The 26,600-nt window shown below is 64.6% G+C and carries 21 protein-coding genes; 18 read left to right on the top strand and 3 right to left on the bottom strand.

What is annotated here, in order from left to right:
• The first annotated feature begins 73 nt into the window (after positions 1-73).
• Positions 74-754, top strand: a complete 681-nt coding sequence (locus ABXS05_RS32400) for an ankyrin repeat domain-containing protein (protein WP_311944622.1) — start codon at positions 74-76, stop codon at positions 752-754.
• A gap of 17 nt (positions 755-771) precedes the next feature.
• The gene (locus ABXS05_RS32395; RefSeq protein WP_367626747.1) at positions 772-2,019 is read left to right on the top strand and encodes a cyanate transporter; all 1,248 of its coding nucleotides are present in this window, start codon (positions 772-774) and stop codon (positions 2,017-2,019) included.
• 65 nt (positions 2,020-2,084) lie between these two features.
• On the opposite strand, the gene fghA is transcribed toward ABXS05_RS32395, so the two are convergent.
• On the bottom strand, positions 2,085-2,921 hold the full coding sequence (gene fghA, locus ABXS05_RS32390; RefSeq protein WP_367626746.1) for an S-formylglutathione hydrolase: 837 nt from the start codon (positions 2,919-2,921) through the stop codon (positions 2,085-2,087).
• 219 nt (positions 2,922-3,140) lie between these two features.
• Here fghA and ABXS05_RS32385 point away from each other — a divergent pair, with 219 nt between their 5' ends.
• The 14 genes from ABXS05_RS32385 (at position 3,141) to ABXS05_RS32320 (ending at position 18,092) form a co-directional block, all read left to right on the top strand.
• The gene (locus ABXS05_RS32385) at positions 3,141-4,208 is read left to right on the top strand and encodes a LacI family DNA-binding transcriptional regulator (protein WP_367626745.1); all 1,068 of its coding nucleotides are present in this window, start codon (positions 3,141-3,143) and stop codon (positions 4,206-4,208) included.
• 36 nt (positions 4,209-4,244) lie between these two features.
• Positions 4,245-4,997 carry a transporter substrate-binding domain-containing protein gene (locus tag ABXS05_RS32380; RefSeq protein ID WP_367626744.1) on the top strand — a complete coding sequence of 251 codons (753 nt, stop codon included), beginning with the start codon at positions 4,245-4,247 and terminating at the stop codon, positions 4,995-4,997.
• Between the two features lie 333 nt (positions 4,998-5,330).
• Positions 5,331-6,986, top strand: a complete 1,656-nt coding sequence (locus tag ABXS05_RS32375; RefSeq protein ID WP_367626743.1) for an amino acid ABC transporter permease — start codon at positions 5,331-5,333, stop codon at positions 6,984-6,986.
• Complete coding sequence (locus ABXS05_RS32370) at positions 6,967-8,385, top strand: GH1 family beta-glucosidase (RefSeq protein WP_367626742.1); 1,419 nt, start codon at positions 6,967-6,969, stop codon at positions 8,383-8,385. The genes ABXS05_RS32375 and ABXS05_RS32370 overlap by 20 nt, the downstream gene beginning before the upstream one ends.
• A gap of 224 nt (positions 8,386-8,609) precedes the next feature.
• On the top strand, positions 8,610-9,326 hold the full coding sequence (locus ABXS05_RS32365) for an SDR family oxidoreductase (protein ID WP_367626741.1): 717 nt from the start codon (positions 8,610-8,612) through the stop codon (positions 9,324-9,326).
• 148 nt (positions 9,327-9,474) lie between these two features.
• Positions 9,475-10,956 carry a MocR-like pyridoxine biosynthesis transcription factor PdxR gene (gene pdxR / locus ABXS05_RS32360; RefSeq protein ID WP_367626740.1) on the top strand — a complete coding sequence of 494 codons (1,482 nt, stop codon included), beginning with the start codon at positions 9,475-9,477 and terminating at the stop codon, positions 10,954-10,956.
• Positions 10,957-11,173: 217 nt separating this feature from the next.
• The gene (locus ABXS05_RS32355) at positions 11,174-11,944 is read left to right on the top strand and encodes an ABC transporter ATP-binding protein (RefSeq protein WP_367626739.1); all 771 of its coding nucleotides are present in this window, start codon (positions 11,174-11,176) and stop codon (positions 11,942-11,944) included.
• Positions 11,945-11,984: 40 nt separating this feature from the next.
• Entirely contained in the window at positions 11,985-12,782 is a 798-nt protein-coding gene (locus tag ABXS05_RS32350; RefSeq protein ID WP_311944605.1) for an ABC transporter substrate-binding protein, read from the top strand.
• Between the two features lie 216 nt (positions 12,783-12,998).
• Positions 12,999-13,697 (top strand): ABC transporter permease, encoded by a 699-nt coding sequence (locus ABXS05_RS32345; protein WP_149251889.1) that lies wholly within the window; start codon positions 12,999-13,001, stop codon positions 13,695-13,697.
• The gene (locus tag ABXS05_RS32340; protein ID WP_367626738.1) at positions 13,694-14,425 is read left to right on the top strand and encodes an ABC transporter permease; all 732 of its coding nucleotides are present in this window, start codon (positions 13,694-13,696) and stop codon (positions 14,423-14,425) included. Before ABXS05_RS32345 ends, ABXS05_RS32340 begins: the two co-directional genes overlap by 4 nt.
• On the top strand, positions 14,412-15,221 hold the full coding sequence (locus ABXS05_RS32335; RefSeq protein WP_367626737.1) for an inositol monophosphatase family protein: 810 nt from the start codon (positions 14,412-14,414) through the stop codon (positions 15,219-15,221). The genes ABXS05_RS32340 and ABXS05_RS32335 overlap by 14 nt, the downstream gene beginning before the upstream one ends.
• 19 nt (positions 15,222-15,240) lie before the next feature.
• Complete coding sequence (locus tag ABXS05_RS32330; RefSeq protein WP_367626736.1) at positions 15,241-16,506, top strand: cysteine desulfurase-like protein; 1,266 nt, start codon at positions 15,241-15,243, stop codon at positions 16,504-16,506.
• A gap of 15 nt (positions 16,507-16,521) precedes the next feature.
• Complete coding sequence (locus ABXS05_RS32325) at positions 16,522-17,631, top strand: aminotransferase class I/II-fold pyridoxal phosphate-dependent enzyme (RefSeq protein WP_367626735.1); 1,110 nt, start codon at positions 16,522-16,524, stop codon at positions 17,629-17,631.
• 14 nt (positions 17,632-17,645) lie between these two features.
• On the top strand, positions 17,646-18,092 hold the full coding sequence (locus ABXS05_RS32320; RefSeq protein WP_311944595.1) for an NUDIX hydrolase: 447 nt from the start codon (positions 17,646-17,648) through the stop codon (positions 18,090-18,092).
• Between the two features lie 133 nt (positions 18,093-18,225).
• On the opposite strand, the gene glmM is transcribed toward ABXS05_RS32320, so the two are convergent.
• Positions 18,226-19,569, bottom strand: coding sequence for a phosphoglucosamine mutase (glmM, locus tag ABXS05_RS32315; RefSeq protein ID WP_367626734.1), 1,344 nt, complete (start codon positions 19,567-19,569; stop codon positions 18,226-18,228).
• 264 nt (positions 19,570-19,833) lie between these two features.
• The gene (gene glmS, locus ABXS05_RS32310) at positions 19,834-21,657 is read right to left on the bottom strand and encodes a glutamine--fructose-6-phosphate transaminase (isomerizing) (RefSeq protein ID WP_311944593.1); all 1,824 of its coding nucleotides are present in this window, start codon (positions 21,655-21,657) and stop codon (positions 19,834-19,836) included.
• A 1,136-nt stretch (positions 21,658-22,793) separates the two neighbouring features.
• On the opposite strand from glmS, the gene ABXS05_RS32305 reads away from it, so the two are divergent.
• Positions 22,794-24,845 (top strand): glycosyltransferase, encoded by a 2,052-nt coding sequence (locus ABXS05_RS32305; RefSeq protein WP_367626733.1) that lies wholly within the window; start codon positions 22,794-22,796, stop codon positions 24,843-24,845.
• A gap of 319 nt (positions 24,846-25,164) precedes the next feature.
• A complete protein-coding gene (locus ABXS05_RS32300; RefSeq protein ID WP_367626732.1) occupies positions 25,165-26,550 on the top strand; it encodes a tetratricopeptide repeat protein in 1,386 nt (461 codons plus the stop codon).
• The last annotated feature ends 50 nt before the right edge of the window (positions 26,551-26,600 follow it).

The following is a 26,600-nucleotide window of genomic DNA, read 5'->3' as shown; positions in this document are numbered from 1 at the left end:
AGCCGCCATGGGGACATTTAATTTCCAAATGACCAGACGGGGAGATACGCATGGCCCCGGTAGGAGGCCGGCTATGCGCAGACCCTTGTCCAAACGCAATGTCCTGATCATCGTGGCGGGAACCATTCTCATGTCCATCGCATCGCAAGGCGTCCCGGCAAAAGCCGCGCCATCCGCCCTCATCGCTGCGGCCGAACGTGGTGACCTGTCCGCGGTCAAGGCCTTGGCTCCTGGCGTTTCACTGGAGGAGCGGGACGGCAACCGCCGCACGGCCCTGCTGGCAGCGGTCCAGGGCAATCACGTCGCGGTCGCCCGCCACCTCATCGAAGTCGGTGCCGACGTCAACGCCAAGGACGCCATTGAGGACAGCCCCTATCTGCTGGCCGGCGCACGCGGATATCTCGACATTCTGCGGCTGACGCTGTCCCATGGAGCCGATCTCAAGAGCACCAATCGCTATGGCGGCACCGCCCTGATCCCGGCCTCCGAACGGGGGCATGTCGACACGGTACGGGCTTTGATCGAGGCCGGCGTGAACGTCGATCACGTCAACAGGCTCGGCTGGACCGCCCTGCTGGAAGCCATCATTCTCAGCGATGGCGGGCCGCGCCATGTCGAGATCGTGAGGCTTCTCATCGCCGCGGGAGCCAACGTCAATCTCGCCGACAAGGACGGCGTCACGCCGTTGCAGCATGCCCGGCAGCGGCGCTATCGCGAGATCACCTCGTTGCTCGAAGCCGCCGGCGCGCGCTGATCGCCCCCTGATTGATCATGCCCCGAACGCCCCCCCAATCCTCCGCCCCGTCTTCGCCCTTGGTCCTGCTGTCCCTGGTGGTGCTGATCGGGCTCAACCTGCGTCCCTTCCTGACCGGGCCGGGTCCCCTGATCGCACGCATCGAGGCCGATACGGGCCTGGGCTATGGCGGCATCGCCATGCTCACGCTGCTGCCCATGCTGCTGATGGGTCTCGGCGCTTTCCTGGTACCGGGGCTGCAGGCCAGGATCGGCACCAGGCGGGGCATGCTGTGGGCACTCGTCCTTCTCCTGCTGGGATCGCTGCTCAGGCTCTGGTCTGCTGGCGGGTTCTCCCTGATTCTGACAGCGGCCCTGTGCGGCGCGGGCGTCGCCTTCATCCAGGCAGCCTTTCCGGGCATCATCAAGCAGGGCTTCCCGCACAAGGTGGCCGCCGTCACCGGTCTCTATTCGGCGATGATCATGGGCGGCGGCGCCGTGGGCGCCCAGCTGACACCGGTCCTCGCCCATGGCGGACAGGATTGGCGATTTGCCTTGGCGTGGCTGGCGCTGCCGACGGCGGCAGCGCTGCTCTTGGCCTGGCGCGTGTTGGCGGATGGCAGGACGGCCCGACCCGACAAGGCCCTGGTGTCGCGCCTGCTTCATCGTCCGCGCAGCTGGCAGTTGATGGCCTGTTTCGGCCTGGTCAATGGCGGCTATTCCTCCATGGTTGCCTGGCTCGCCCCCTATATGCAGGGGCGCGGCTGGGGCATAGCGCAAAGCGGCAGCCTGGTCGCCATCATGGCCGTGGCGCAGGCCGTCGCCGCCCTGGTTCTGCCGATTCTGGCCTCGCGCAGCCACGACCGGCGTCCCTGGCTCTATCTCACCCTCGCCATGCAGGCAGCGGGCTTCTGCGGTCTTGCCTTCCTGCCCGGCACCATGCCCTTGCTCTGGATCGCGCTGGGGGGCGCAGGGCTCGGCGGTTGCTTCTCCCTTTCGCTGGTGACGGCACTCGACCATCTGCCGCGCCCCGAGGAAGCTGGCGCCCTCGCCGCCCTGATGCAGGGCGGCGGCTTCCTCATCGCCGGCCTCGCTCCCCTGGCTATGGCTTTTCTGCACAGCTGGAGCGGCAGCTTCGTCGAGGGGTGGCTGATGCATCTCACCTGGGTGGCGATCGCCGCCCTCATCGCCACGCGTTTCGATCCGGCAGGCTACGCTGCCGCCATGGGAGCGGATGATAGGCCTGGGATCGGCACCGACCGTCCATTGCGGTCGACGGGCGGCTGAAGCCACCCGACTGCGAAAGGAATGACGGAAGCGCCTGTTCTATGGCGCTGGCTACACCCCGTCCCTCACTTGCCGAGCCGCTCGGCATGCCAGGCGAGATGATCGTCCATGAAGGAGGAGATGAAATTGTAGGAGTGGTCGTAACCCTCCTGCATGCGCAGGGTCAGCGCGATGCCGGCTTTGCTGCAGGCCTCCTCCAGCAGCCAGGGCCGCAGTCCTTCCTTGAGGAAGCCGTCCGCCGTGCCCTGATCGACCAGGAAGGCGTCGAAGCGGTGGCCATCGGCGATCAGGGCCGTGGCGTCATAGGGGCGCCAGGTCGCTTCATCGGCACCGAGGTATTTCTCCAGCGCCGGCTTCGACCAGCCGGCCGTGCTCGGCTGCACGATCGGCGCGAAGGCCGAGCAGCTCTTGTAGCGCTGCGGATGCTTCAGCGCGATGGTCAGCGCGCCGTGGCCGCCCATCGAATGGCCGAAGATCGACTGGCGCGCCATGTCGGCCGGGAAATGCTCGCCGATCAACGCCGGCAATTCCTGGGTGAGGTAGGAATACATCCGGTAGTTGCGGGCATAGGGTTCTTGCGTGGCGTCGAGATAGAAGCCGGCGCCGGAGCCGAACTGCCAATTGTCCTTCTCGTCCGGCACGCCTTCGCCGCGCGGGCTGGTGTCGGGGCAGACCACGATCAGGCCCAGCTCGGCGGCAAGGCGGCGATATTCGCCCTTGTCCATCACGTTCTGATGCGTGCAGGTCAGACCCGACAGGTACCAGAGCACCGGGCAGGCGCGCTCGGCGGCCTGGGGCGGCACGAAGACCGCGAAGGTCATCTCGCAATCGCAGCTCGACGAGGCATGGGAATAGACGCCCTGGATCCCGCCATGGGATCGCGAGGTGGAGATGGTCTTCATCGACAGGCCCTTCATTCAGAATCGAGCCGACCATAGCCACCTCGTCCCTTGCCCGTCGAGTTTCGAACCGGTTGCAGTCCCCGCGCTAAATGCCGCGGCGCCATCCGCGTGGATCACTCACAGCGTGTACACCTTTAAATAAAAACGTTTTTATTTTTATTGAAAACGTTTTTATTGGCTGATATCAAAATCCAACAATCGTCAAATCTGGAGGGGAGGATGGCCGAAAAATCATCGCAACCGCCGCGCCCCGCGCCGCCCACCATCAAGACGCTGGCTGACAGGACGGGCTATTCGATCGCCACCATCTCGAAGGCGCTGCGCGGCCATGCCGTGGTCGCGCCCGAGACGCGCGATGCCATTTTCAGGGCTGCGCAAGAGATCGGCTACCAGGCCAATACGCGTGGCATGGCGCTGCGCACCGGCAAGACCTATCAGGCCGCCGTACTGATGCCGGTGACGGCCGCCCCCGACTATGAGTGGGACGGCGTCGAATATACCCAGATCCTCAGCGGCATCAGCCAGGCCCTCGAAGGCAGTGATTACAGCCTCTCCGTCCATGTCATCCGCGATGCCGCCGATGGCTGCGAGGTCGCCCGCCGCATCGTCGAGCAGGGCCTCGCCGATGGCCTGATCTTCTCGGGGATTCTCGCCGACGACCCGCGCATCGACCTCCTGGTCGCCCGTGACTTTCCCTTCGTCTCGCTCGGGCGCTGCCGGAAGACGCTCGACTATGCCTATGTCGACATCGACAATGAATGGGCCTCTCACGCCGCCACGGCGAGGCTGATCGCCGGTGGACACCGGCGCATCGCCCTGGTCAATCCTCAAGCCCGCCTGTCCTACGCCATGGACAGGATCGACGGCTTCACACGTGCCTTCGCCGAGGCGAGCCTGCCTGCTTCCGCGGATCTGATCGTCGAGGGCGATCTTTCGACGGCGTTCGGCCGCAAGGCTGCGATCGAATTGCTCGGGCGCGCCGACCCGCCGACCGCCTTCGTCTGTGTCAACGAATCGACCACGCTCGGCGTGCTCTCGGGCCTGGCCGGGCTCGGGCGCCGGGTCGGCACCGACATCGACGTCATCGCCTATGACGACATCAATGTCAGCGCCTATTTCACGCCGCCCGTGACCACCTTCTACCAGCCCATCGAGATCTGCGGACGGCTGCTCGGCCAATATCTGCTGGAGCGCATGGCCGGCGCCGCACCTCTCGCCTTGAAGCAGACTTTCAGGCCCGAGCTGGTGGTCCGCCAGCCGGACGATCGCGGCGGCCGCGGGAGCTGACCCACAAAACCAACAAAACCAATGGAGGAGGAAACCATGAAAAAACTGAACGCGATCGCGGCTGCCCTGCTGTTGTCGGCCTTCGCCGGCGGGGCGCAGGCGGCCGACCTCGGCGGCAAGCTCCTGAAGGTCGGCTCCGACACCACCTCGCCGCCGATGGAGAGCGTCGATCCCGCCACCAACCAGATCGTCGGCTTCGATGTCGACGTGGTCAATGCGATCTGCGCCAAGATCAACTGCAAGGCCGAATTCGTGACCACCGGCTGGGACGGCATCTTCGCCGCCCTCGACCAGGGCAGCTTCGACCTGGTCGCCTCGGGCGTGTCGATCACCGACGAACGCAAGAAGGCGATGGATTTCTCCGATCCCTATATCGTCAACAGCCAGGCGATCCTGGTGCGCGTGGCCGACCAGGACATCTCGCTCGACGGCTTCAAGGGCAAGGCCAAGAAGCTCTCGGCCCAGGCCAACACCACCGATGCCCAGGTCGCCGAGAAGATCGTCGGCAAGGACAATGTCGTGGCCTATGACAGCTTCAGCGCCTCGGTCATCGCCCTCAAGAACAAGGATGTCGACGGCGTCGTCATCAACGGCGCCAACGCGCCGGCCTATGACCGCGAATTCGCCGGCGATCTCGTCGTCGGCATCAAGGGCCTGGAATCCGACCCGCTCGGCCTCGTCTTCCGCAAGGGCGACGACAATGTCGCGGCCTTCAACGAGGGGCTCAGCCAGATCAAGGCCGACGGCACGCTCGACAAGCTGATCGCCAAATATTGGGGCGCCAAGTAGGGACGCTACCGCTCTGACGATAGGGTTCTCTTGGGAGCGCGGACCTTCTACCGGTTGCACTGGGATAAGGAAAAAGGGCGCGACATCGGCCGTCCCTTCGCCCGTTCTTACGGGGAGAAGGTAAGGATGAGGGGCAGTGTGACCTCACAAACACTTGCGCAGCCCCTCACCTCTATCCTCTCCCCGTAAGAACGGGGCGAGGGGGCACAAGCGTCACGCTTCCACGATGGGCCTGTCATCTCGCCCAATCCTGTTCCCAACGCCCATAGGCACCCTCGTCCGCGCTCCCAAAGAATCATCGAAACCACGATCGCCCCGGTGGGTGAGGACCGAATGGATACTCTCAGACGCATACGCCCCAGCAATCTGATCATTCTGACGGCCCTGCCCTTCATCATCTATCTGTTCTCGACCTCGCGCGACTATCAGCGCTCGTTGCGGGCGATCCTCGGCGTCGAGAACGGTTCGTCCGCCTTCGTGCCGGGCTTCGCAGCCCTGGCCATCGCCTTCACCATGGGCCTTGCCGTGCTGTTCTTCTCACGGGCCCATGCCTACCGGCCGCGGCTCGCCCTCACCGCCGCTGGCCTCAATCTCACGGCCGCGCTGGCGATCGCAGTGGGCGGCTTCAGCCATCCCTATCTCGCCTCGGTCCTGGCCAACGCCGTCGATCCCTTCACCTCGGCCCTGGTGGTGAAGGGCGTGACGCCCCGGCAGCTTACCCCGGACGCCGATTTGATGCTGGGCCATGTCGAAGCCTGGCTCCTGCCGGTCTATCTTGGCCTGACTCTGCTCGGCCTCGGCCTATTCCTCGCGGGCGGGCGCCCCGGCGAGACCCGGGAGGCGGCACCGCGGCGCGCCGGGCGCTGGATCCTCGGCCTCGTCAACGGCGTCGGCGGCGTCGGCCTGTTCTTCTTCGCCCATGTCGCCTTCGCGGCCGGCGTCGCCACCACCATCCGCGCCGCCGTCGCCGCCTATCTTCTCGCCGCCCTGCTCGGCCTCGTCTGGGTCGGCCTGCTGCAATTGCGCTACAGCGAGCGCGCCAGCCTGATCTTCGTCGCCCTCACTCTGGCGCTTGCCGTGGCCGCGGGCTGGTTCCTGATGCAGCCGCGCGACAGCTATGTCCTGGCCGGCACGCTCGATGGCAAGGTGGCGGTCGTCGGCAATACGCCGTCCAGCCTGATCGCCTCGGTGCGCGAGGGTGACTTCCCCGGCGGACCCAACGCCCCGGTGCCGGTGCGCAGCTTCGCCGGCGCCCCCGAGGCCCTTGCCGCCATCGCCAGGAAACAGGACGTTTCGGCAGCGCTCATCCCGGCCGCAGCTTTGCCCGCCGGCCTGCCGGTGCTCTGGCAGACCGAGCTCCTGAACGACCGTGACCGTTCGGCCGGCATCACCTTCGCGGTACTCGCCATCATCCTCGGCCTGCTCACCTTCGGCGGCCATCTCAATTTCCGCCACCCGCTCGCCATCGGCTCGGAGTTCATCGTCGACACCATCCGCGGCATCCCGATGCTGGTGATCGTGCTCTATATCGGCCTGCCGCTCAGCGGCGCGCTCAAGGATGCCACCCAGGGCGCGCTCGACCCGCCCAATCTGCTGCGCGGCATCGTCGCCATGGCCTTCGCCTATTCGGCCTATCTGGCGGAAATCTTCCGCTCCGGCATCAACGCCATCCCGATGGGCCAGATCGAGGCGGCCCGCAGCATCGGCCTGTCGCGCTGGAAGACGGCGCGGCTGGTGGTGCTGCCGCAGGCCTTCCGCATCATCATTCCCCCGCTCGGCAACGAGCTGATCGCCATCCTCAAGGACACCTCGCTGCTCTCCATCCTGTCGATCCGCGACATCACCCAGCGCATGCGCGAGTTCCAGTCGGCGAGCTTCCTGCCCTTCGCGCCCTACAACTCCGCCGCCATCTTCTACATCGTCCTGACCCTCGCCGCGGCGAGCCTGGTCAACACCATCGAGAGAAAATATGACATCAAGCATCGCTGAGAGCCGCAAGGCTCTCGAAGCCCGTGCCCGCGGCCTCGTCTTCCCCAAGGGCTTCGTCTTCGGCGCCGCCACGGCCGCCTACCAGATCGAGGGCGCCCACGACCTCGACGGCAAGAGTGAGAGCATCTGGGACCGTTTCTGCCGCAAGCCCGGCGTGATCACCGACGCCAGCAGCGGCGAGGTCGCCTGCGACCACTATCATCTGTGGCGCGAGGACATCGCGGTGATGAAGCGGCTTGGCCTCGACGCCTATCGCTTCTCCATCGCCTGGACGCGCGTCCTGCCCGAGGGCACGGGCACGCCGAACGCCAAGGGGATCGCCTTTTACGACCGGCTGATCGACGGTCTGCTGGAAGCCGGGATCGAGCCCTACCTCACCCTCTATCACTGGGACCTGCCGCAAATGCTGCAGGATCGCGGCGGCTGGTACAACCGCGAGACCGCCGAACATTTCGCCACCTACGCCTCGATGATCGCCCGCGCCTTCGGCGACCGCGTCAAGCAATGGACCACGCTGAACGAGCCTTGGACCTTCTGCTGGTCGGGCCACGCCACCGGCGAGGACGCGCCGGGCCTTCATGACGGCACCAAGGGCGGCGTGACCGCCAGCCATCACGCTTTGCTCGGCCATGGCCTTGCCGTGCCGGCGGTGCGTGCCGAAGTGCCCGACGCCTCCGTCGGCATCGTCTTCGACCTCAACTTGGTCGAGCCGGCCAGCCCCGACCCGCGCGATGTCGCGGCCGCCCGGCGTTTCGACGGCGCCCAGAATCGCTGGTTCCTCGACGCCGTGTTCAAGGGCATCTACCCCGAGGACATGCTGGCGCTCTACGGCCCGCTTCTGCCGGACATCCGCCCCGGCGACAATGCCATCATCGCCGCCCCGGTCGACTATCTCGGCGTCAACATTTACCGCCGCTCGGTGATCGCGGAGGGCGGCGAGCTCGCGCCGCTCAACTACAGGCGCGTGCGGCCCGAGGGCGTCTATTCCGCCGTCGACTACGAGATCTGGCCGCGCTGCATCTACGACGTCCTCCATTACGTCCACGCCAACTACCAGCCCAGGCGCATCCTGATTTCCGAGAACGGCGTGGCGACGGCACCCGAGACCGTGACCGCCGACGGCCGCGTCTGGGACGACCAGCGGGCGCTCTACTACGTCGACCACCTCGAACAGGTGGCCAAGGCCGCCGCCGATGGCGTGCCGGTCGAGGGCTATTTCGCCTGGACGCTGATGGACAATTTCGAATGGGCCTATGGCTACACCACCCCCTTCGGCATCACCCATGTCGATCTCGCAACCCAGGAGCGGCGGATCAAATATTCGGGCGAGGTCTACGCGCAGATCGCCAATGAGGCACGAAGCGCTGCGAAGCCGGCCCGGAGCCTTTCGCGTGCGTGAAGGCAGCCTGATTCATATGCGGCATGATCTCAGGATGGAGTGCGGGTATCCTTCCCCGACTTCGGGGAAGGTGTCGATGCGCAGCAGCGACGGAAGGGGGAGAGTGGCGCAGGTGGACCGGAATAAGTGCGGTCGCGCCACTCTACCCCGCCCGGCCCGGCTTAGCCGGTCCACCCTCCCCGAAACCGGGGAGGGATTCCCGCGCTTTCCCCGGCATGATCGAGATGTGTGAATTCGACAGCATCTCGGAAGGGGTCCCGACTCAGGGCACGGCACTGATCACCGGCGCCTCGCGAGGCCTCGGCCTGGCCCTGGCTCGGCACTATGCCGGGGCGGGCTGGCGGGTGATCGCCTGCATCCGCGCCGACACGCTGCCCCCCAATGAAGACAGGCTCGAATGGCGCCGTGTCGATGTCGCCTGCCCGGCCTCGATCGCCGAACTCGCTACCGGCCTTGCCGGCATACCGCTCGACGTGGTGATCAACAATGCCGCCATCCGCGGCGATACCGGCGGCCTTGCCACGCTCGATCCCGATGACTTCCTCGAGGTGATGCGCGTCAATGCCCTCGCACCCCTGCTTGTCGCGCAGGCACTGCTGCCCAATCTGCGCATCGGGCACAGCAAGATCATCGCCAATATTTCGAGCCGCGCCGGTTCGATCGCCGAAGGCATGATCGGCGACGACGATGGAGACTATGCCTATCGCTGCTCCAAGGCGGCGCTCAACATGGCAACCGCCAAGCTCGCGCTCGACCTCAGGAGCGACCGGATCACCGCGCTGGCGCTCCATCCCGGCTGGGTGCGGACCGATATGGGCGGCACAGGGGCCGAAGTCCCGGTGTCGAACAGCGCTGCGGCCCTGCACGACCTGATCGCTCGGGCCGCCTTGGCCGACAGCGGCAGTTTCCGCGCTTTCGATGGAAAAAGCATCGCCTGGTAGGACGGCGAGCCGTCTTTCATCGGATGAACCACGTCGCCGGGACGTGTGTAATCACTTGCATAGCGGAGCAGAACGGCCTGATATCGACGGCAGTCCACCGCCACCTTTATGAAACAATGCAACCTGGCCGGACGATCATCTCGCTGGGATGCCGATGGAAGTCTTCAACTATCCTGCCTGGAACCTGATCGCCTTAGAGCGTGGCTCCGCCATCCCCCTCTATCAGCAGCTCTTCGCCCAATTGCGCGGCCTGATCGCCGATGGACGGATCCCGCGCGGCGCGCGGCTGCCGCCGAGCCGCATGCTGTCGGATGAACTCGCCATCTCCCGCAACACAGTAGTGCTCGCCTATGAGAAGCTGGCGACGGAAGGCTATCTGCAGAAGCGGCTCGGCGCGGGCACTTTCGTGGAGCAGGTCTTTCCGGAGGATCACCTGCCACGCCCGCCCGTCGCGATGCCGGGGGGCGACGAGCGGCCTGCTCGTCCCTCCATCCATGCCGAGGCCCTGCTCGCCCTCGACGTGCCGCCCGAGCGCATCGAGCGGTTCGGCCTCAGCCCGGGCATTCCCGCTCTCAACGAATTTCCCTACGAGGTTTTCGCCCGCCTTGCCGGGCAGCACTGGCGTGCCCATGCCGCCTCCCACACCGGCTACGATTATGCCCGGGCCACCCTGCCGCTTAGCCGTCAGATCGCCGCCTATCTGGAGGAGACACGCGGCATCGTCTGCCGCCCCGAGCAGGTCATCATCTTCTCCAGCACGGTGCAGGCAGCCGCCATGACCGCCCACGTGCTGCTGAACCAGGGCGATCGCGTGCTGCTGGAGGATCCCGGCCATGTCACCCAACTGGCGACCCTCACGGCCTGCGGCCTGCGGGTCGAGCCCGTTCCCGTCGACGACGACGGTTTCGACATCGCAGCCCATGACCATGCCGCGTCACCGGCACGCCTTGCCATCGTCTCGGCTGTCGAACAATTCCCCTTCGGCTGCACCATGTCCGCCGCTCGCCGCCAGGCCCTGCTCGACTGGGCGGCGGCCGAAGACGGTTGGGTCCTGGAGGATGACTTCAACAGCGAGATCCGCTGGTCGGGCGCACCCGTCCCGCCGCTCCATGCCGGCAATTCCGGCCGCGTGGTCTATACCAGCTCCTTCAACCGGGTGCTGGCACCCGGCCTGAGGCTTGCCTATCTGGTTGCCCCTCAGGAGCTGATCGAGGCCTTCAAGCTGGCCCAGCGCATCTTCTCCTTCTATGCGCCGTTGCCGGACCAGGCTCTCGTCGCCGAATTCATGCGTTCGGGCCATCTGGCCTCGCATCTGCGGCGCATGCGGGCGATCTATCGCGAAAGAGCGGGGACGCTCGCGGACGGCCTGCGCAGCCATCTCGGCGGCGACTTCATCGTTCCGGACGTCAAGGCGGGACTTCATCTTACCATCCGGTCGCCCCGGCCCTTTGACGACCGCGCCGTCTCGAAGCGACTGCTCGATCACGAAATGGATTGCCCGCCCCTCTCGCGCTATTGCCGCAGCGCGCTGAAGCGGCATGGCTTCGTGCTCGGCTTCGGCAACAATCCGGTCAAGCGCATTCGCCGCTATGCCGAAATCCTGGCCCGCACCATCGAAGAGCTCGGCTGAGCCTGCGCCCCGCGGCGGAATTGGACTGCATCACCACCGGAAATTGGCTCTTGGGCACGGCCGGCAAGTCGCCCACTCTCGTGCGAACACCACCGCGCTATAGCGTTTTGCGATTTGAAGGCGTCACCAAGAATCGCAAAGACGCGTCCAACCAAAGAGCCAGAGCAAACAAGCGTTCGCACTTGAACGCGTTCTGTTCTGGAGCACGGGAAATTCCATGGGGAATCAAGAACAAGTCGTGCTCAGCGCGACGGGTATTCGCAAGAGTTTCGGCACGCTGGAGGTGCTGAGCGGCGTCGATCTCACTGCCCGCACGCATGACGTCATCTCGATGATCGGTGCCTCCGGCTCGGGCAAGAGCACCTTCCTGCGCTGCATGAACCTCCTGGAAATCCCGAGCGCCGGCTCCATCGCCGTGGAGGGCGAGGAGATCACGCTCGACCGGCGCGGCGACCGCACCAAGCTGAATGCCAGGCAGATCAACCGCCTGCGCAGCCGCATGGGCATGGTGTTCCAGAACTTCAATCTCTGGAGCCAGCTCACGGTGCTGGAGAACGTCACCATCGCGCCGATCAAGGTGCTCGGCCTGTCCAAACGCGAGGCTCTGGAGCGGGGCGAGGCCTATCTCGCCAAGGTCGGCCTGTGGGAGAAGCGCTCGCATTATCCGGCCCATATCTCCGGCGGCCAGCAGCAGCGCGTCGCCATTGCGCGCGCCCTCGCCATGGAACCGCGGCTGATGCTGTTCGACGAGCCGACCTCGGCCCTCGATCCCGAACTGGTCGGCGAGGTGCTCGGCGTCATGCGCACCTTGGCCGAGGAAGGCCGTACCATGATCGTGGTCACCCATGAAATGGCCTTCGCCCGCGAGATCTCGGCCGAAGTCGTCTTCCTGCACAAGGGCGTGATCGAGGAGCGCGGCCCGCCGGCCGAGGTGTTCGGTGCGCCGAAATCCGAGCGCTGCCGCGCATTTCTGCAGCGCGTGCTCTGACGAGACATCCAGAACTTCGAGAACAATGGAGGGGAATTCCATGAAGAAGATCACCATGCTCATGGCCGCCGGCGCCCTCGCCTGCCTGGCGACCATGGCCCAGGCCCGGGAACTTCGGGTCGGCAGCGAATGCACCTACCCGCCCTTCAACTTCAAGGATGCCAGCGGCACCCTGCAGGGCTTCGACGTCGATGTCGCCCGCGAAGTCGGCAAGCGCATCGGCGCCGACATCAGCTTCGTGTGCCAGCCCTTCGATTCGCTGATCCCAGCCCTGATGGCGGGCAAGTTCGACCTGCTGGCCGCCAGCATGTCGATCACCGCCGAGCGCAAGAAGAGCATCGAGTTCAGCCTGCCCTACCGCTCCTCCACCGCCCGCTTCATCGCAGCCAAAGGCTCCAGCCTCGCCCCGCTGACGGCGGACGGCAAGGCCAACCCGGATGGGATCAAGGGCAAGGCGATCGCCATCCAGCGCTCCTCGACCTATGAGAAATACATGCGCGACAAGTTCCCCGACGCGGACATCGTGCTCTACGACACCGTCGACAACATGCTGCTGGATCTCACCTCCAAGCGCGTCGACCTGGTGTTTGCCGGACCGATCAAGCTCGCCCAGGACTTCCTCGATAAGCCGCGCGGCAAGGACTACGCCTTTGTCGGCCCCGAGATCAACGACGTGGAGTTCTTCGGGCCCGGCGTCGGCATCGGCCTGAGGAAGGACGATGCCAAGCTGCGCGACGAGGTCGACGGCGCCCTGAAGGCAATGTTCGCCGACGGGGCCTTCAAGGCCATCAACGACAAATACTGGTCGTTCAGCGTGCTGCCGGCGGCGACCCAGTAAGGCTGCGCTGGCAGGCATATGTTCTGTCATCCCCGGCATGGCCGTAGGCCATGGGAAAGGGGATCCAGGGGCTGAAGGGCTCGACCAACGACCCCTGGATCCCCTTCCCGCCACCTCCGGTGGCGCCGGGGATGACGGGACACGAGCCACAAGCAAACGCCTCGCCGTCAGCTGCGCTGGCTTCTCTTCCAACCCCGCCGTCGGAGCGTGTTGGCCATGGATTTCTTCTTGGGCTGGGGGACGCAGATCGCCTTCGGCTTGCTGGTGACCATCGAGGTCGCCGTGCTCTCGCTGCTGCTCGGCTTCGTCTGGGCCATGCTGGGGGCGCTGGCACAACTATCCTCCAACGCCTTCCTGCGCGGCCTCGGCCGGGGCTTTGCCGTGGTCGTGCGCGGCACGCCCGAACTCCTGATCATCCTGATCGTCTATTTCGGCGGCACCGTTGCGCTGACGGCCTTGATGAAGGCCATCCGTCCCGACGCCGCCTATGTCGAGATCCCGGCGCTGCCGGCCGGTGTCTTCGCGCTCAGCCTGGTCTTCGGCGGCTATGCCTCCGAGGTGCTGCGCGGCGCCTTCCTCGCCATCCCCAAGGGCGAGGTCGAGGCGGCCCAGGCCTTCGGCATGTCGTCCCTGACCAGCTTCATCCATATCCGCCTGCCCCTGATGTGGCGCTACGCCCTGCCGGGCCTCGGCAACAACTGGATCTCCCTGATCAAGGACACCTCGCTGATCTCGATCGTTGGCCTGGAGGAGATCATGCGCGTCAGCTCCATGGCGACCTCGGTGGCCGGGGACCCCTTCCGTTTCTACGTCATCGCCGCCTTCGCCTATCTCATCCTGACGATCGTCAACACCTCGGCGGTGGACGCCCTCGAGCGCTGGGCCGCGCGCGGCGAAAGGAAGCTCGCGCAATGAACTTCGACCTCATGCTCGAAAGCCTTCCCGCTTTGCTCAAAGGCACGGCGATCACGTTGCAGCTCCTGGCCGCTTCGCTCGCCTGCGGCATGCTCATCGCCGTTCCGGTGGCAATCCTGCGCATCAACGGCAATCGCGTGGTGCGCCTGATCCTGCACTGCTACATCTATTTCTTCCGGGGCACGCCGCTGCTGGTCCAGATCTTCCTGGTCTATTACGGCCTCGCCCAGTTCGATGTGGTGCGCGACAGCGCCCTCTGGCCCTATCTGCGCCAGGCCTCGGTCTGCGCCATCCTCACCTTCAGCCTGAACACCGCAGCCTATACCGCCTATATCCTGCGCGGCGCCATCCAGGCCGTGCCGGCGGGCGAGATCGAGGCAGCCCGGGCCTGCGGTATGTCGACGGCGCTGGCCTATCGCAGCATCATCCTGCCCCATGCCTTCCGCCTGGCCTTGCCGGCCTATGGCAACGAGGTCGTCAGCATGCTGAAGTCGACCTCGCTCGCCAGCACCATCACCGTGATGGAGCTCACCGGCGTCGCCAACACCATCGTGGCACGCACCTTCGCTCCCTATGAGCTCTTCATCACCGCCGCGCTGATTTACCTCGCCATCACCTATGTCCTCACCTCGGCCCTGCGTGCCCTGGAGCATCGGCTGAGCCGGCATAGACGTCCCCTCGTCCAGACACATCCCAACCTTGCCGAAAGCTCCCATGCAGCGACCTGATCTCGAAGCCTTCACCACCTTCGCCGGCACCCTCGCCGACGCCAGCGGCGCCATCATCCGCAAGGCCCTCGCCAATCAGCGCGATTTTCTTACCAAGGACGATGCCAGCCCGGTCACCGAGATCGATCGGCGGGTCGAAACCGCGCTGCGCGCCCAGATCGCGCAGCAATATCCCCAGCACGGCATTCTCGGCGAGGAATTCGAACCGGCCGATCTCGATGCCGAATGGGTCTGGGTGATCGACCCCATCGACGGCACCAAGGCCTTCATCACCGGCATCCCGACCTTCGGCACCCTGGTCGCCCTCGCTTTTCGCGGCGTGCCGGTGCTCGGCGTGATCGACAACCCCGTCACCCGTGAACGCTGGATCGGCGCCGACGGCATTCCCAGCACGCTGAACGGCAAGCCAATCCGTACGCGCGCCTGCACCGAACTGGCAAACGCGATCCTGGCCAATGGCAATCCCGAGCCCTTCGACGCGGCCGAACAGGCTGCGTTCCAGGACCTGCGCAGCCAGACCCGCTGGTGCGTCTATGGCGGCGGCTGCCATGCCTATGGCCGCGTCGCCGATGGTGCACTCGACATCAGCACCGATGGCGGCCTCGACGCCTTCGACTATTGCGCGCTGGTCCCGATCGTCCGCAATGCCGGCGGCGTCATCAGCACCTGGCAGGGCGAGGAACTGACCATCCGCTCCGGCCGCCAGGCCATTGCCGCCAGCGCCACGCCGGCCTTGCACGAGCAGGTGCTCGCCCGCCTGTCCACGCGGGCTCCCGCTTTGCGCGCCAGCCGCTGACGCCAGGAAGGATTTGACCGTGACCACAAGCCCTTGGGACATCCAGGCCGTTCGGGCGACCTTCCCGGCGCTTTCGCTCCGCGACGACGGCAAGCCACGCATCTATCTCGACGCGCCCGGTGGCTCGCAGGTACCGCGTCGCGTCGTCGAGGCGATGACGCGCGTGCTGGTCGACAGCTGCGCCAACGAAGGCGGTCCCTTCCGCACCTCGCAGGATAGCGATCATATCCTCGCCGGAGCCTATCGGGCAGCCGCAGCCCTGCTCGGCGCGGCGGCTGACGAGATCGTATACGGGCTGAACAGCACCTCGCTGCTCTTCCATTTCTCGCGCATGATCGCGCGCGACTGGCAGGAAGGCGACGAGATCGTCCTCACTCGCATGGACCATGACGGCAATGTCGGCCCCTGGCTGATCGCCGCCGAGGAACGCGGCGTCACCGTACGCTGGCTCGATTTCGATCCGGAGACCTACGAATATCGCTATGAGGCGCTCGACCGGCTGATCGGGCCACGCACCCGGCTGGTGGCCTGCAACCATGCCAGCAACATGTTCGGCACCATCAATGACGTCGCCCGCATCGTCGCCGCCGGCAAGGCGGTGGGCGCGGTGACCATGGTGGATGCGGTGCAGTCGACCCCGCATATTCCGGTCGACGTCAAGGCGATCGGCTGCGACCTCCTCGCCTGCTCGGCCTACAAGTTCTTCGGCCCTCATGCCGGCGTGCTCTATGTCCGGGCCGACCTGCGCGACAGGTTGGTCCCCCTCAAGGTCCGTCCTGCCTCGACCGACATGCCCTGGCGTCTTGCGCCGGGCACGCCGTCCTTCGAGGCACTCGCCGGTACGCGGGCCGCCATCGAGCACATGGCCTGGCTCGGCGAGGCTTTCGGCGGCGTGGAGGCTAGCCAGCCGCTCCGCAGCCGCATCGTGGCCGGGCTGCAGGCCGCCACGGCCTATGAAGCCGGGCTGATGGACCGCTTCCTGGCCGGCATCGCCGACATCGCCGGGCTCAGGCTCTTCGGCATTGCCAGCCGCAACCGGCTCGATGCGCGCGTGCCGACCTTCAGCTTCCGCCTGGAAAGCCGGACACCGCAGGCGACCATGGAGCACCTTGCTGCCCAGAACATCTTCGGCTGGGCCGGCGATTTCTATGCGCATGAGGCGTCGGGTGCCCTCGGCCTGCGCGAGAGCGGCGGCGTCGCCCGCCTCGGCCTGTCGCACTACACCAGCATGGCCGAGGTCGATGCCACCCTCGAGGCACTCACCCGCTTCGCAGCGAAATCCTGAGCGGGAGAAACAGCGATGAAATATGCCCGCATGGTGATCGAGAAGGAGGCGCCGGAGGAGTATGGCTATGACCGTATCCGCTACAACCTCTCAGAGAGCTCGGTCCGCGACAGGAAACTCTCCGATTTCGGCCTCGATATTCCCGATCTCACGCTGTTCTACGGCGAACATCGCGGTGAGGAGCGCCTGCGCCGCCTGATCGCCTCGCAGGCCGAACGCCTCTCGCCCGACGATGTACTCGTCACCGCGGGCGCGGCCGGCGCCCTGTTCATCATCGCCACGACATTGCTGTCGCCGAGCGACCATCTCGTCGTGGTCAGGCCCAATTACGCCACCAATATCGAGACGCCCCGTGCGATCGGCTGCGCGATCACCTATGTCGATCTCGATTTCGACCAGGGCTTTGCGCTCGACCTTGCCAAGGTCGCCGAGGCGATCAAGCCGCAAACCCGCTATGTCAGCGTGACCTGTCCGCATAATCCGACCGGCACCATGCTCGGCCGGGCCGAACTCGAAGGGCTGATCGCCCTGGTCGAGCAGGCCGGCTGCAAGCTGCTGGTCGACGAAACCTATCGCGACCTCAGCCATGGCGGGATCCTGCCGGTGGCGGCCTCGCTGAGCCCGGCCGCCATCAGCGTCTCCTCGCTCTCCAAGGCCTATGGCGTGCCGGGCATCCGCGTCGGCTGGATCATCACGCGCGACGCCGAGCTGCAGGAGCGCTTCCTCGCCGCCAAGGAACAGATCGGCATCTGCGGCAGCGTGGTGGACGAATGGATCGCCGGCAGCGTGCTCGAACAACGCGGCCCTTTTCTCGAGGAACAGGCCGGATTGATCGCCGACCGCCTCGCCATCATGCGCGACTGGATCGCGGGCGACCCCAAGCTCCAATGGGTGGGGCCCAAGGGCGGCGTGGTCTGCTTTCCTCGCTTCCGCCATCAGGCTGGCTTCGACTTCGACGCCTTCTACAAGGATCTGCTGGAGAGCTTCGGCACCTATGTCGGTCCCGGGCACTGGTTCGAAATGCCACGCAACCATCTGCGCATCGGCTTTGCCTATCCGCTCGAGGACGAGCTGAAGCAGGGCCTGGCGCAGATCTCGGCCGCCATCCGCAAACACGGCGCCTGAGCGGGGGGGCGGCGATGGCGAAGCCGAGGGGCAAGAATCAAAAGGCGCTGACAAGCGGCACCCCGCTTCGGCAGGTCGCCGCCCTGCCTTTTCGCCGGCGCAAGGGCGGCGGCATCGAGGTGCTGGTGCTCACCTCGCGTCAGACCCGCCGCTTCATCATTCCCAAAGGCTGGGCCGAGGGCCCCAAGACCTGGAAATGGGCCGAGCGCGAAGCTCTGGAGGAAGCCGGCATCCTCGGCAAGATCAAGCGCAAGCCGATCGGCCAATATCGCTATTGGAAGCGCTTCAAGAGCCATTTCGGCATGGTGGAGGTCGACGTCTATCCGCTGAAGGTCGAAAACGAACTCGAAAGCTGGCCCGAGGAGACCCAGCGTTTGCGCAAATGGCTCTCACCGGAGGACGCTGCCCTGCTGATCGACGAGCCCCAACTGGTCGCGCTCATACGCAAATTCGCGCGCTGAACGGCCGAGCCAGCATCCCTGTGCCTGCGCAGCCGAGCAAACCAGCTTTGCGTTGACGCAAGGTCTAATGGCCACTCCCTGCGACCTGATTGCAATCGTGGGGGCGAATCTTCCGATCCGCCCCCCGAAAGAATCAGGCGGCGGCCTTGGTGATGGCGTCGATCACCTCGTCCACGGCAGTCTCGACATTCGCACGGTCGTCGGCCTCGGCCATGACGCGAATGACCGGTTCGGTACCGGAGGGACGGATGACCAGGCGGCCGCCATCGCCGAGCTGCTTGCGCGCGCCCTCGATCACGGCAGCGACCTTGGGATCATCAAGCACCTTGCGACGACGAATCCGCACGTTCTTGAGGATCTGCGGCAGCGGATCGAAACGGTGGCAGACTTCGCTGACCGGGCGATCGGCCTTCTTGAGCACCGCCAGCACCTGCAAGGCGGCGACCAGGCCGTCGCCGGTGGTGGCGAAATCGGACAGGATGATGTGGCCCGACTGCTCGCCGCCGACATTGTAGCCCTGCGCCCGCATGCGTTCGAGCACGTAGCGGTCGCCGACCGCCGTACGCTCGAGCTGCAGGCCGAGCCCGCCGAGATAGCGCTCCAGGCCGAGATTGGACATCACCGTGGCGACGATGCCGGGCTGGGTGAGCTTGCCCTCGTCCTTCCAGTCCGAGGCCACCACCGCCATCAGCTGGTCGCCGTCGATGACATGCCCCTTCTCGTCGACCATGAGGACGCGATCGGCGTCACCGTCGAGGGCGATGCCGATATCGCCGCGCAGATCCCGCACTTTCTGGGCGAGAGCCCTCGGCGCGGTCGAGCCGACATCCCGGTTGATGTTGTAGCCATCAGGCTCGACACCGATCGGAATGACGTCCGCCCCGAGTTCCCACAAGGCTTCCGGGGCGACCTTGTAGGCGGCGCCATTGGCGCAGTCGACCACCACCCGGAGGCCGTCGAGGCGCAAACCGCGCGGCAAGGTGCGCTTGGCGAATTCGATATAGCGGGCATGCACGTCGTCGATGCGGCGGGCCCGGCCGAGATCGCGCGAGCCGGCCAGCCGCGAGGACAGGTTGGTGTCGATCAGCGCCTCGATGGCACGCTCGGTCTCATCGGACAGCTTGAAGCCGTCGGGACCGAACAGCTTGATGCCGTTGTCTTCATAGGGATTGTGCGAGGCCGAGATCATCACGCCGATATCGCAGCGCAGCGAATTGGTGAGCATGGCGACAGCCGGGGTGGGCATCGGGCCCAGCAGCATCACGTCGACGCCGACGGCGGTAAAGCCCGCCACCAGCGCGTTCTCGATCATGTAGCCCGACAGGCGGGTATCCTTGCCGATCACCACGCGATGGCGGTGGTCGCCGCGCTGGAAGGCGAGGCCGGCCGCCATGCCGACCTTCATCGCCAGTTCCGGCGTAATGACACTATTGGCCAGGCCACGGATGCCGTCCGTGCCGAAATATTTGCGGCTCATGTGATAACCCTGAGGTTTCGAGGCATGGCTGCAGCGTCATTCCTGCAGCGCCTCAGTTATTGTTTCCGCGTTACTGATCTTACCTGCAGATGCATCGGGCCGGTCGAACTGCCTTTTTACAGCGTCATTCCGGCCCGATGCCGCGGTCTCACGAGCAAAACGTCTTCATCGCAGGGCGCCGTTTTGCTCCGTCTCTCCGTTTCGACGCGTCCTCGCGATTCAAGGTCTCCCGTCAAATCGCCGAACGCTTTGCCGGTCCGGCGCCTACTCCACCGTCACACTCTTGGCGAGGTTGCGCGGCTGGTCGACATCCGCGCCGATCAGCACTGCTGCATGATAGGCCAGAAGCTGGATCGGCACGGAATAGACCAGTGGCGAAACCACCGACGGCATTACCGGCATCACGATTGTCTTGGCGCCCGGAAGCGAGGCGGCCTTGGCCCCTTCTTCGTCTGTGATCAGGATGATACGCCCGCCGCGCGCGGCGACCTCCTGCATGTTCGAGACGGTCTTCTCGAAGATCGCATCGAAGGGAGCAATCACCACCACCGGCATGCTCTCGTCGATGAGCGCGATCGGGCCGTGCTTGAGTTCGCCCGCGGCATAACCCTCGGCGTGGATGTAGCTGATTTCCTTGAGTTTCAGCGCACCTTCCAGAGCGAGCGGGAAACTGGTGCCGCGGCCGAGATAGAGCACGTCCTTGGCCTTGGAGAGATCGCGCGCGCAGGCCTCGATCTCATGATCGAGGCGGAGCGCCTCCGCCATCAGGCGCGGTGCCTCGATCAGGGCCTGCACCAGTTCCTTTTCCGCCTCGGGCGTCAGCGTCCCGCGAGCCTTGCCCGCACCGATCGCCAGGCAGGCGAGCACGGCCAGCTGGCAGGTGAAGGCCTTGGTGGAGGCGACGCCGATCTCGGGACCGGCAAGCGTGCGCACCATGGCGTCCGCCTCGCGCGACATCGTGGAGGTCGGCACATTGACGACGGCAAGCGTATGCTGGCCATTCTCCTGGCAGTAGCGCAAGGCCGCCATGGTATCGGCGGTTTCGCCCGATTGGGAGACGAAGAGCGACAATCCACCCTTTTCGAGCGGCGCTTCGCGATAGCGAAATTCCGAGGCGATATCGACCTCGACCGGCAGGCGGGCATAGCGCTCGAACCAGTATTTCGCCACCTGCCCGGCGAAGGACGCCGTACCGCAGGCCGAGATGGTCAGGCGACTGAGGTTCTTCCAATCGAAAGGCAGGTCCGGCAAACGAACGGTTTCGCTGGTCATGTCGACCAGGGAAGCCAAGGTATGGGAAATCACCTCGGGCTGCTCGTGGATCTCCTTGGCCATGAAATGGCGATAATTGCCCTTCTCGACGATGGCCGCCGAAATCTCCGCCTTCTGGATGGGGCGTTCGACCTGATTGAACCCGGCGTCGTAGATCGTTGCGGTGGAGCGGGTAATCACGACACTATCGCCATCCTCAAGATAAGCGAAAGTATTCGTCAGTGGACCGAGGGCGATAGCATCCGATCCCAGGAACATCGCGCCGTTGCCATAGCCGACTGCCAGCGGCGGCCCCAGCCGGGCACCGATGATGAGATCATCCTCCCCGGCAAACAGGAAGCCGAGCGAGAAGGCACCACGAATGCGCTTGAGGCAGGCCTGCACGGCCTCGATCGGCGACTGGCCCTTCTCGAGCTCGCGCGTGACGAAATGCGCGATGACCTCGGAATCGGTTTCCGACTGGAAATCGGCGCCATCTGCGCTCAATTCATCCCGCAACTCGCGGAAATTCTCGATGATGCCGTTATGAACGACAGCCACCCGCTCGGTCGCATGAGGATGGGCATTGTCCTCCGTCGGCTTGCCGTGTGTCGCCCAACGCGTATGGCCGATACCGCTGGTGCCCTTGAGCGGTGCCTGGCCGAGCTTGGCCTCGAGATTGACCAGCTTGCCCTCGGCGCGCCGGCGGACAATGGCGCCGCCCTCCAGGGTCGCAATACCGGCGGAATCATACCCCCGATATTCCAGTCTTCGCAACGCATCCACCAGCGGCATGGCCACTGATTCGTTGCCAAGAACACAAACAATACCACACATGTGCTCTACCTTATCTTGATCCGAATCAAAACAATCGTGTTTTCGATTAAGGAACTCTGGATAGAAGGCATATTCAAAATGCCTTACGTTTTGTAACGACAGACGGCCGCAACCCGCCTCGGGCCAAGGCCGCAGGGCGGGTTTTGCCAGACATCCGAGCAAGCTTCCGGCACCTCACGAAGTGCCCGCCACCCCCTGCCGATTTGTTGTCATGAAGTTGATGGCCAGCCGCCAAAATCCCTTGCCGCAACAGGCTGGTGTTGGATTGCCCACCCTACGGCAACCGGTCCGGACACAGCGCCAAAACACGTGGAACGGCAGCCCGAAATCGAGCCGCCTCATACTTCCCTGCCTCGCAACTGATCACACCCCGGTCATAAAAGATTCATCAACAGTCAGCCAATCAAACTCAACATACACAATATGGTCAGAATATGGTCAGTGTAAATACAGCATATTTCTTCTGTTATACCCATATCGTTCATATAGATGAACAAAATGGGGTTTGATCAGCCTATTTGCAATCATTCAAAGCTGGCTTCACCAAGGGGAGAACATTATAAGCTTGCAATCCATTTTCGATGAGTCTAAAAAGCCGACTCGCTGAGGTTGGCAATGCCATAGGTACTGATGAATCGTGCCGTATGGGGCATTGGTTGAATCGGAGGACGGATGGCGAAAGTGGCCTGTGCGCTATCGACGTTTCTGGGCGCAGCAGTACCCCTCGCTCACGCTGCCCATCCAACAGCCAGAGCCCCGACGCTCTATCCGGCTGCGCGGACATTGCTGCATTGCAATATCCGCAGAGCCTGTACCGAGCGGCCATTCGGCGCGGTCATGCGGGGCGATCCATCGCCACGCGCCGCAACCACCAACCGTCCAAAACGGACATGATGCCGCCCGAGGGGAAAACGAGCGAAATTGGAATTGTTCACAGAAACAGTCCAAATTTCTTTCTGTAGTCGCCTAGATAATCATCAGTTGAAAACCAAATAGTTGCCTTACTTGCGTCATTCTTTTGTAAAGATTATCTGATCTTTATGGAATTAATGATTGAGTATGGAATCTATACATGGGCAACCACGGGACAGGCACTCTTGAAACCTAACAGATTTCCATCGTCGGAGACCGCCGAGGTGCCTTTACTCGCGGTCCATGAAAATGGCCACGCTTGGTTTTCCGCTTCCGACGTCTATTCGCAAGCCGTGCGCGCCGAATGCGCCGATCTGGTCAAGCGTGCCGACAATGTCGAAACCGCCCAGGTTGCGCTGCCGCGCCTGAAATATCTGCTCTCCCGCTTTCCGGGGGAGTTGGACGTCAATCTCTCCCACGCTCTCGTCGCCGAGATGACCCGCGTCCGCGAGGGCATGCTGGAGCTGTGGACCGGCGTCCACGAAAAATTCCCCGACAATTACCGGGCCCTGCAATATCGCCTGCGCTGGCTGTCGCGGCATCAGCGCATTGCCGAGGGGCTCGAGATCCTCGAGCGTCATTACCCCGGCGTGCCCTCGGACGTCGATCGTCGCCTCGGCAAGGCCGAGCTTTTCGTCGAACTGCGTGAAATCGCCAAAGCCAAGGCGCTGTTCGTCTCGACCCTGGCCGATTTCCCGGATTCCAAGAACGCGCCGCTCGTCTATGCCAAGCGGTTGCGCGAATGGGGAGAATTAACCGAAGCCCTGTTGATCCTGGACCGGCTGCTGGCGACCGGGCAAGCCCCCAAGAACGCCTCGGTCATGGCCGAGGAGCTGCGCAAGGGCATGGAGGTGCTCGGCCGGCATGTACCGGACTGGCAGACCTGCGGCATCCCCGCCCGCATCGTGGTGCTGAGGGCGGCCATCGACATCTTCCGCAACCGATCCGTGCGTTCGGTGGCGCCAGGCCGGCTCGGCTCCGTCTCGCTTATCACAGGCAGCCTCGGCACCGGCGGAGCGGAACGCCAGCTTGCCCGAACCGCAGCCCGGCTGGAACGCACCCGGCGCGAAAGCGGCAGCATCTCCGGCCGGCAGATCCGCGGTCCGATTCAGGTCGTGGTCAAATCGCTTAGCCGCGAGAACAATCACGACTTCTTTCTGCCCATGATCGCCTGCGAGCAGGTCGAGGCCTATCAGATCGACAACATGACGCCGGCCCGCCCGGCGGAACTCGTGCCCGAGGAGAGCGATCTCCGGCATTTGCTGTCCCTGGTGCCGGTCCATGCGGCCTTCGGCACGCAACGCCTGGTCGAGCATTTTCGGCGGCACGAAACCGAGGTCGCCTATATCTGGCAGGACGGCGCCGTCCTGTTCGCTGCCCTGGCGGCACTCGTGGCCGGCGTCCCCCGCATCGTCCTCAATGTACGCGGCCTGCCGCCGGTTTTGCGGCCCCATCTGTTCCGGGGTGAATATGAGCCGATGTATCGGGCCCTGGCTCGGATTCCCGGCGTCGAGTTCATGAGCAACAGCCATGCGGCCGCCAAGGCCTATTGCGAGTGGCTCGACCTGCCGCAGGAGCGTTTCACCATCGTTCACAACGGGGTCGAGCACCTGCCGCCCGAACCGAACGAGACCGACGAGGAGCGCTGGCAGAAATTCCAGCGCCGCACTGCGGATGCCACCGAGACGATTGGCGGCGTCTTTCGCATCGATGTCGACAAACGCCCCGAACTCTGGATCGATTTCGTCCACGCCTATCATGAGGCCCGTCCGAATGCCCGCTTCGTTCTGGTCGGCAGCGGCCCTCTGCTGCCCCGCGTACGCCAGCGTGCAGCCGAACTCGGCATCGCCGACCGGATACTGTTCGTGGGCCGTTCGGCCAGCGTCGGCTATTGGCTGGCGAAGATGGATGCCTTCGTGCTGCTGTCGCGTTTCGAGGGCCTGCCCAACGTGCTGATCGAAGCCCAGCTCGCTGGCATTCCGGTGGTGACCACCCCGGCAGGCGGCGCCTGCGAAACCTTCACGCCGGGTGTGACGGGGCTGGCCACCGACACGGTCGAGGCCGTCGATCTCGACGCCTTGTGCGCCAAGGTCGGGCACGTCGTCGACTGGCGGCATTCGGATCCGAGCCTTGCGGACCGCATCCGGCAAATTGCTTCCGAGCGTTTCTCCACCACCCTGATGGTGCAGCGAACCGTGGATTTGTTGGCAAGTCCGCCGGCGGCAGATCCTCCGGCCGAGCAACCGCGGAAATACAAGAGAGCCCGTGCCCGCTGAGTCCCGTCGTCGATGACAACCCGGCAGCAAGCAAATCGCCAGCGTCAGTCGGCGAAAACAAAACTTAAAATCGAAATTAAATGTATATTTTCAAATATAATATCCTAATTTGCGAACTATTAGAAATATAATTTAATTAATTTTTGTTTAATTATTGCCACTATGCCGTCAAATTCAGGTGCTTAACTGGCCTCCTGGCCCAAAAATACACACAGATTCGTACCGAACGTTTCTGGTCGCTTCCTTACGATCAGATCAATTGATCACATGTGGTGATCGCCGAGTGCCTACCCAGGCAATATGACGAGTGAGATAGAAGATGGACATTGCGAACGACGCCTTCTCGAAAGCCTCCTTCGGCCATAGCGTCATTCCCGGCCCTGCAAGCTGGACCCAGTCGAAGCGGCGCATCTCGCCTTCGGCGCCGGAATTGCGCAACCATCTCGAAACCATGCGCGATGCCTGGCAGGCTTCGAACTGGGACGCGGTGATCGCCGAGGCCGACAAATTGCTGGCGATTTCGCCCAGTCATGCCAATGCGCTGAAGATGCGTCTGAGAGCGGCCATCAATGCCGGCCAGCTCGACAAGGTCGCACAATCGGCAATCGCCGCTGCCGAAGCGCATCCCTCGACCGCGTTCCTGGCAGCCAAGAAGCTCCTGAGCAGCCAGCAGGTCGAGGACGCTGCCAAGGTCCTGATCGCCATTCGTCATGCCGATGCCGGCACGATCGAGGGTTTCGACGACATCACCGCACGGGTCGGCAGCAATCTCGCCAAGGCCGCCGCCGAGCTCGACCGGGCGGGTGACCAGGACGGCTATCGTCGCGTGCTTCGCCTCGGCAACGCGGTGGCTCCCGCCGATCCGGTCCTGCGCAAGCGTATCATCGCCCTGCGCAACGACGTGGTGGACCAGGCCAAGCAGACCGATCTCGAACAGGATCCCGCCGGCTTTGCGGCCGCTTGGGAACAGGTCCTCAAGGTGGATCCACGCCATCCCACGGCGACCAAGCGTCTGGCGACTGCAGCCGAACGGACCGGTACCCCGGAACGCGCCCTTGAATTGTGGTCGCGTCTGCTCGACATCGATCCCACCGATCAGGTTGCCGCCAAGCGCCTCGCCCGTGCCGCCGGACAAGCCGAGCTCGAATATACGGGCCTGGTGACCCTCTATCAGGCCGGCCTGGCCGCGCCCGAGGTCGACTACGTCGGCCGCCTGATCCAGCGCGTCCGTCGCGCCGCCAAGCTCGCCCTGCGCGGCGGCGAGGCCCGCCAGGCAGCGCTCCATCTGGCCCTGCTGGCTAAGGTCGGCCAGGACGACGACGAACTGCAGCTGCTGCGCCGCAAGGTCGCGGCGATCCTTTCCAAGGAGCTGAGCGCCCATCGCCGCGAGAAGCGCCCGGCGGAGGCTGCCGAGGTCGCCTATCTCCTGCTCCAGATCGATCCGGAGAACGTGCCGGCCCTGACGGCGGTGGCGCATCATCTCTACCAGACGCACGCCTTCGCCGACTCGGCCAACTACTACCAGCGCGTGCTCGAGCTCAAGCCGGACTCGGCCACCCATTGGCTGCATCTGGCGCGCGCGAGCCACCGGGCCGGCGATCTCGCCACGGCCTCGGCGGCCGTGACCCGCAGCCGCGAGCTCGCCCCGGACAACAGCGCCAGCAAGAACCTGGAAGGCTTGCTGAACCTCAAGCTGGCGAGCTGAGCCCAGAGCCTCCTGCGATCCGGCGTTCGCGCCGGCCCTCGCAAGACGCA

Origin of the sequence: Labrys neptuniae, assembly GCF_040797145.1 — a bacterium.
Taxonomy (GTDB): domain Bacteria; phylum Pseudomonadota; class Alphaproteobacteria; order Rhizobiales; family Labraceae; genus Labrys; species Labrys neptuniae.
This window is presented reverse-complemented; position numbering and strand designations above follow the sequence as displayed.

Coding starts and splice junctions, on each gene's coding strand:
- ABXS05_RS32400 (WP_311944622.1), top strand. CDS start 74: ATGCGCAGACCCTTGTCCAAACGCAATGTCCTGATCATCGTGGCGGGA.
- ABXS05_RS32395 (WP_367626747.1), top strand. CDS start 772: ATGCCCCGAACGCCCCCCCAATCCTCCGCCCCGTCTTCGCCCTTGGTC.
- fghA (WP_367626746.1), bottom strand. CDS start 2,921: ATGAAGACCATCTCCACCTCGCGATCCCATGGCGGGATCCAGGGCGTC.
- ABXS05_RS32385 (WP_367626745.1), top strand. CDS start 3,141: ATGGCCGAAAAATCATCGCAACCGCCGCGCCCCGCGCCGCCCACCATC.
- ABXS05_RS32380 (WP_367626744.1), top strand. CDS start 4,245: ATGAAAAAACTGAACGCGATCGCGGCTGCCCTGCTGTTGTCGGCCTTC.
- ABXS05_RS32375 (WP_367626743.1), top strand. CDS start 5,331: ATGGATACTCTCAGACGCATACGCCCCAGCAATCTGATCATTCTGACG.
- ABXS05_RS32370 (WP_367626742.1), top strand. CDS start 6,967: ATGACATCAAGCATCGCTGAGAGCCGCAAGGCTCTCGAAGCCCGTGCC.
- ABXS05_RS32365 (WP_367626741.1), top strand. CDS start 8,610: ATGTGTGAATTCGACAGCATCTCGGAAGGGGTCCCGACTCAGGGCACG.
- pdxR (WP_367626740.1), top strand. CDS start 9,475: ATGCCGATGGAAGTCTTCAACTATCCTGCCTGGAACCTGATCGCCTTA.
- ABXS05_RS32355 (WP_367626739.1), top strand. CDS start 11,174: ATGGGGAATCAAGAACAAGTCGTGCTCAGCGCGACGGGTATTCGCAAG.
- ABXS05_RS32350 (WP_311944605.1), top strand. CDS start 11,985: ATGAAGAAGATCACCATGCTCATGGCCGCCGGCGCCCTCGCCTGCCTG.
- ABXS05_RS32345 (WP_149251889.1), top strand. CDS start 12,999: ATGGATTTCTTCTTGGGCTGGGGGACGCAGATCGCCTTCGGCTTGCTG.
- ABXS05_RS32340 (WP_367626738.1), top strand. CDS start 13,694: ATGAACTTCGACCTCATGCTCGAAAGCCTTCCCGCTTTGCTCAAAGGC.
- ABXS05_RS32335 (WP_367626737.1), top strand. CDS start 14,412: ATGCAGCGACCTGATCTCGAAGCCTTCACCACCTTCGCCGGCACCCTC.
- ABXS05_RS32325 (WP_367626735.1), top strand. CDS start 16,522: ATGAAATATGCCCGCATGGTGATCGAGAAGGAGGCGCCGGAGGAGTAT.
- ABXS05_RS32320 (WP_311944595.1), top strand. CDS start 17,646: ATGGCGAAGCCGAGGGGCAAGAATCAAAAGGCGCTGACAAGCGGCACC.
- glmM (WP_367626734.1), bottom strand. CDS start 19,569: ATGAGCCGCAAATATTTCGGCACGGACGGCATCCGTGGCCTGGCCAAT.
- glmS (WP_311944593.1), bottom strand. CDS start 21,657: ATGTGTGGTATTGTTTGTGTTCTTGGCAACGAATCAGTGGCCATGCCG.
- ABXS05_RS32300 (WP_367626732.1), top strand. CDS start 25,165: ATGGACATTGCGAACGACGCCTTCTCGAAAGCCTCCTTCGGCCATAGC.